This window comes from Anaerotruncus sp. 1XD42-93, from assembly GCF_009917605.1.
GTDB lineage: Bacteria > Bacillota > Clostridia > Oscillospirales > Ruminococcaceae > Anaerotruncus.
In genome coordinates this window covers 1-3955 of record NZ_QZEG01000115.1, presented here as the reverse complement: position 1 = coordinate 3955, position 3955 = coordinate 1, and the positions used below count along the sequence as shown (strand labels likewise).

The following is a 3955-nucleotide window of genomic DNA, read 5'->3' as shown; positions in this document are numbered from 1 at the left end:
CTTCCTCGGGGCTGCTCGGGCTTTCAAGCCCGAAGCGCGGCATACGCCGCGACGCCCCTGCGGGCTGTCTTACGGGCTAGGGGTCAGCGACCCCTCCCCGCAGGCCCCACCCTTCCGGGCCGGGTGCCGCTTTTTCCCCAAACTAAGAACCTGTATTCATAATCAGAGGATGCCGGATGGGCGAGGGATTTTGCTGCCCTGCAAGGCGAAAAAACGCAGACAATACTTTGTGTATTGCAAGATTTTTCAACGCGGCAGGCCGGCAAAAGACCCGCTCAGACGGTATCGAATGGTTGTGAATACGGGTTCTAAGATACAGAACAGGTTCCCAAGCCGTTGTTTTATGCCGGCTGGCCCGGACTATACGCGCCGGTTTCGGCTGGCTGCCACAGCAAAGATGCGTTTCAGCAGCAAACAGGCGGACACTGTCAAAACCAAACTTCCCATCCAGATCGCCAACACCTGCGCCATGACGCTGTGAAACCGTCCTGCCGCGTGGTATGCAGCCGCAACCAGAATCGGCAGATGCAGCAGATAAATCTGGTAGGAGCATTTTTCCGAGAACACTGTGAATCCGGAACGCCTGTTCCAGACCGTTTTCCCCAGGACCAGCAGGGCCAGGACAGAAATCCAGCCGGTCAGATTAACCCATACATCACCGTAATAGGAAAACCGGCCGTACAATACGGCTGAAACGGCTGTACCGATCCCCCACAGCCATATCAGCCGGTTTTTATGCTGTTCCAGCTTTTCTGTCACCGTATCATTGCTCAAAAGATAGTAGCCTATCAGGTACAGCGTGAAATACTTCCCGATGCTGAACCCATTGAAATTGCCCAGATGATACATCAGCCAGACCGGGATGAACAGGAGCAGGATTGCCGGCACCGGGATTTTCTGTGCGAATTCCGAGCACTTTTCATACGGTATGGCCTGTAAAACCGGCAGTGCAGCCAACGAGATCAGGAACAAAAACAGGATAAACCAAAGGTGCCCCGGCGTGAATGCGCCATCATAGCCGCTCAAGTCGGTGAGGTGGGTGAAAAACCAGCTCCAGTGCGCCCGAATGCCGCCTTCATAATGGTCAAAGTACCTTCTCGCATACCAGGTCTGAAGCGGCGCCAGAACCGCTGTCCCAACGATGAACGGCAGCAGCAGCCTCCGGGTTCTCTGCACCACAAACGCCTTGACCGTCCGCGTTTGCAGCGCATAACGCGCGCTTATCCCCGCCAAAACAAAAAGAAGCGGCATGAGCCATGGGTTGATCAGGACGATGCAGGTGCTTAGGTATCGGTCCGCTCCCGCCCAGATATAAAACCCTGATCCAAAGTCGTTCCAGACCATAAACGTGTGCACCGGAAACAGCAGCAGAACCGCCATGCCGCGCAGGTTGTCAACGAAGGGTTTTCTCACTGTCCCCTAACCTCCTTGCTAGAGCAGCTCCACCCCGTCGGCGGTAATCCGCGCATAGACCAGCTTATGTGGCGGAGGCGGTGCCTCCCCAAGCTCGTACGCGCCTGACAGGAGCACTTCCGCCTCGGGCAGCTTCTCCGGACACGCGGTATGCATCCACGCAAGCGTCTCCCCTTGCTGTACCCGGTCCCCCACCTTTTTCATCAGCATCAGACCTGCCGATGGGTCGATCGGGTCCTCCTTGCGCTCCCTTCCCGCGCCGAGCACAACCGACGCAATCCCGCATTGCTCGGTTTGGATACGGGTGACCCACCCATCCCGCGCAGCGCGCACCTCCTGTATCACCGGTGCCTTTGGGAACCGTCCGGGATCGTCCAGCACCGAGACATCCCCGCCCTGTGCCATCGCCATCACACGCAGCTTTTCAAATGCGCGTCCGGTGGAAACCGCGTCCCCGGCCAGTTTGCGGCAGGTTTCCAGCGAACCTTTCCCGGCAAGGACAAGCATCTCCGCGGCAAGCAGCAGGCACAATTCGGTCAGATCCGCAGGCCCGTGTCCCTTGAGGACCGCGACCGACTCCGCCACCTCGAGCGCGTTGCCCACTGCATGGCCAAGCGGGGTGTCCATATCGGTGACAAGCGCGGCCATCCTGCGCCCGTTGCGCACCCCGATTCCCACCATCTCCTGCGCCAGCGCGACCGACCCTTCCAGCGTTTTCAGGAAAGCCCCGCTGCCGGTTTTGACGTCGAGCAGGATCGCGTCCGAACCGGCGGCGAGTTTTTTGCTCATGATCGACGAGGCGATCAGCGGCAGGCTTTCGACCGTTGCCGTCACATCCCGCAGGGCATAGATTTTTTTGTCCGCAGGCGCAATATTCCCGCTCTGCCCGATCAGTGCAATCCCGTTTTCCCGTACCATCCGCAGGAATTCTTCCCGCCCGACTGCGGTACGCAGCCCGGGGATCGACTCGAGCTTATCCACTGTCCCGCCGGTATGCCCCAGGCCGCGCCCGCTCATCTTGGCAACCGGCACGCCGCATGCCGCCGCAATCGGCGCACAGACCAGCGTGGTTTTATCCCCCACGCCACCGGTGCTGTGTTTGTCCACCTTGATTCCCGGCACCGATGACAGATCGGCCATCTCCCCCGAACGGGCCATACAGCCGGTCAGCAGGGCGGTTTCCTGCTGATCCATCCCCCGCAGACAAACTGCCATCAGCAGCGCCGATACCTGGTAGTCCGGGATTTCCCCCCGCACATAGCCATCGACAAAAAACCCGATCTCCGGCCCGGTAAGCGCAAGCCCATCCCGTTTTTTCCGGATAAGGTCGTACATACGCATGATGAATCCCCCTTTTTATTCAGTTCAGGCTGTCCCCGCCGAACCCGTGGGGCAGCAGCACGTCCAGACGGTAAACCTGATAGTCGGTTTCGCTTTTGGCAACAACCACTTCAAACGAGGGCTGGCAGAACTCGGAGAGCGCCTGCCGGCAAACCCCGCAGGGAAAACAGAATGCAAACGTCCCTGCCTCCCGTTTGGCTCCCACAATCGCGATCGCCCGGAACCGGCGCACCCCCTCTGCGACCGCGGCATAAAGCGCGGTGCGCTCGGCACAGGAGCCGGGGGTAAACGCCGCATTTTCAACATTGCATCCGCGGTAGACCTTCCCGTTTTCCGCGAGCAGAGCAGCTCCCACCAGAAAATCAGAATAGGGCGCATAGGCATTTTCCCGCGCAGCAAATGCCTCCCGCACCAATGCAGCATAATCCATTCGGTTGCCTCCTTCTTTTTTGAACTGCCGGCCATCTTTCAGGAACCCTTCCGGGTTATGCCCTGCAGGGCGCTTTTGTCGCTTAGAACCCTATTTAGGCAGGGGGCTTTTTCTCTTGCAAAAAGCCCCCTCTTGCCGCTTCGCGGCAATTCACCCGAAAAAAGCGCTTCACAGGATAAAGTATTCCGCGCTCATCTCGCGCTAAGAGCCCGCCTTCGGCGGGTTGCGCTCGAAACGCTTCGCTGCGGCTCGCAGTGCGGAGCGCGTCGGGGGCTCCGCCCCTCGACCCCGCCACCTTTGAAAAGGTGGACGAAACTTTTGGATAAAAAACAGGTAAAAAGCGCACTTTGCCCCATCGGGGTGGGGCCTACGGGGAGGGGGCACCGACCCCTCGCCCGTAAGGCAAACTGAGGGGGCGTCGCGCGAAGCGCGCTTCGGGCTGAAAGCCCGAGAAGTCCCCCGAAGAAGGGCGCTTGCGCCCCGGAAGTTTGGGCTGGAACCCAAACTTCCGTTGCCTCACTGCCCCTCGACCCCGCCACCTTTGAAAAGGTGGACGAAACTTTTGGATAAAAAACAGGTAAAAAGCGCACTTTGCCCCATCGGGGTGGGGCCTGCGGGGAGGGGTCGCCGACCCCTCGCCCGTAAGGCAAACTGAGGGGGCGTCGCGCGAAGCGCGCTTCGGGCTGAAAGCCCGAGAAGACCCCCGAAGAAGGGCGCTTGCGCCCCGGAAGTTTGGGCTGGAACCCAAACTTCCGTTGCCTCACTGCCCCT

At 59.5% G+C, this 3955-nt stretch carries 3 protein-coding genes; all 3 read right to left on the bottom strand.

Annotated features, from left to right (window positions below; translation table 11 throughout):
- Positions 1-360 precede the first annotated feature (360 nt).
- Genes D5269_RS17025 through cdd form a run of 3 tightly spaced genes read right to left on the bottom strand, consistent with a single transcriptional unit; the run spans position 361 to position 3184 of the window.
- Positions 361-1413: an acyltransferase gene (locus tag D5269_RS17025; RefSeq protein ID WP_120484032.1), complete on the bottom strand. Its 1053-nt coding sequence runs from the start codon at positions 1411-1413 to the stop codon at positions 361-363.
- Positions 1414-1431: 18 nt separating this feature from the next.
- On the bottom strand, positions 1432-2754 hold the full coding sequence (locus tag D5269_RS17020; RefSeq protein WP_120484031.1) for a thymidine phosphorylase: 1323 nt from the start codon (positions 2752-2754) through the stop codon (positions 1432-1434).
- A gap of 19 nt (positions 2755-2773) precedes the next feature.
- Positions 2774-3184, bottom strand: a complete 411-nt coding sequence (gene cdd / locus D5269_RS17015) for a cytidine deaminase (protein ID WP_016316920.1) — start codon at positions 3182-3184, stop codon at positions 2774-2776.
- Positions 3185-3955 lie beyond the last annotated feature (771 nt).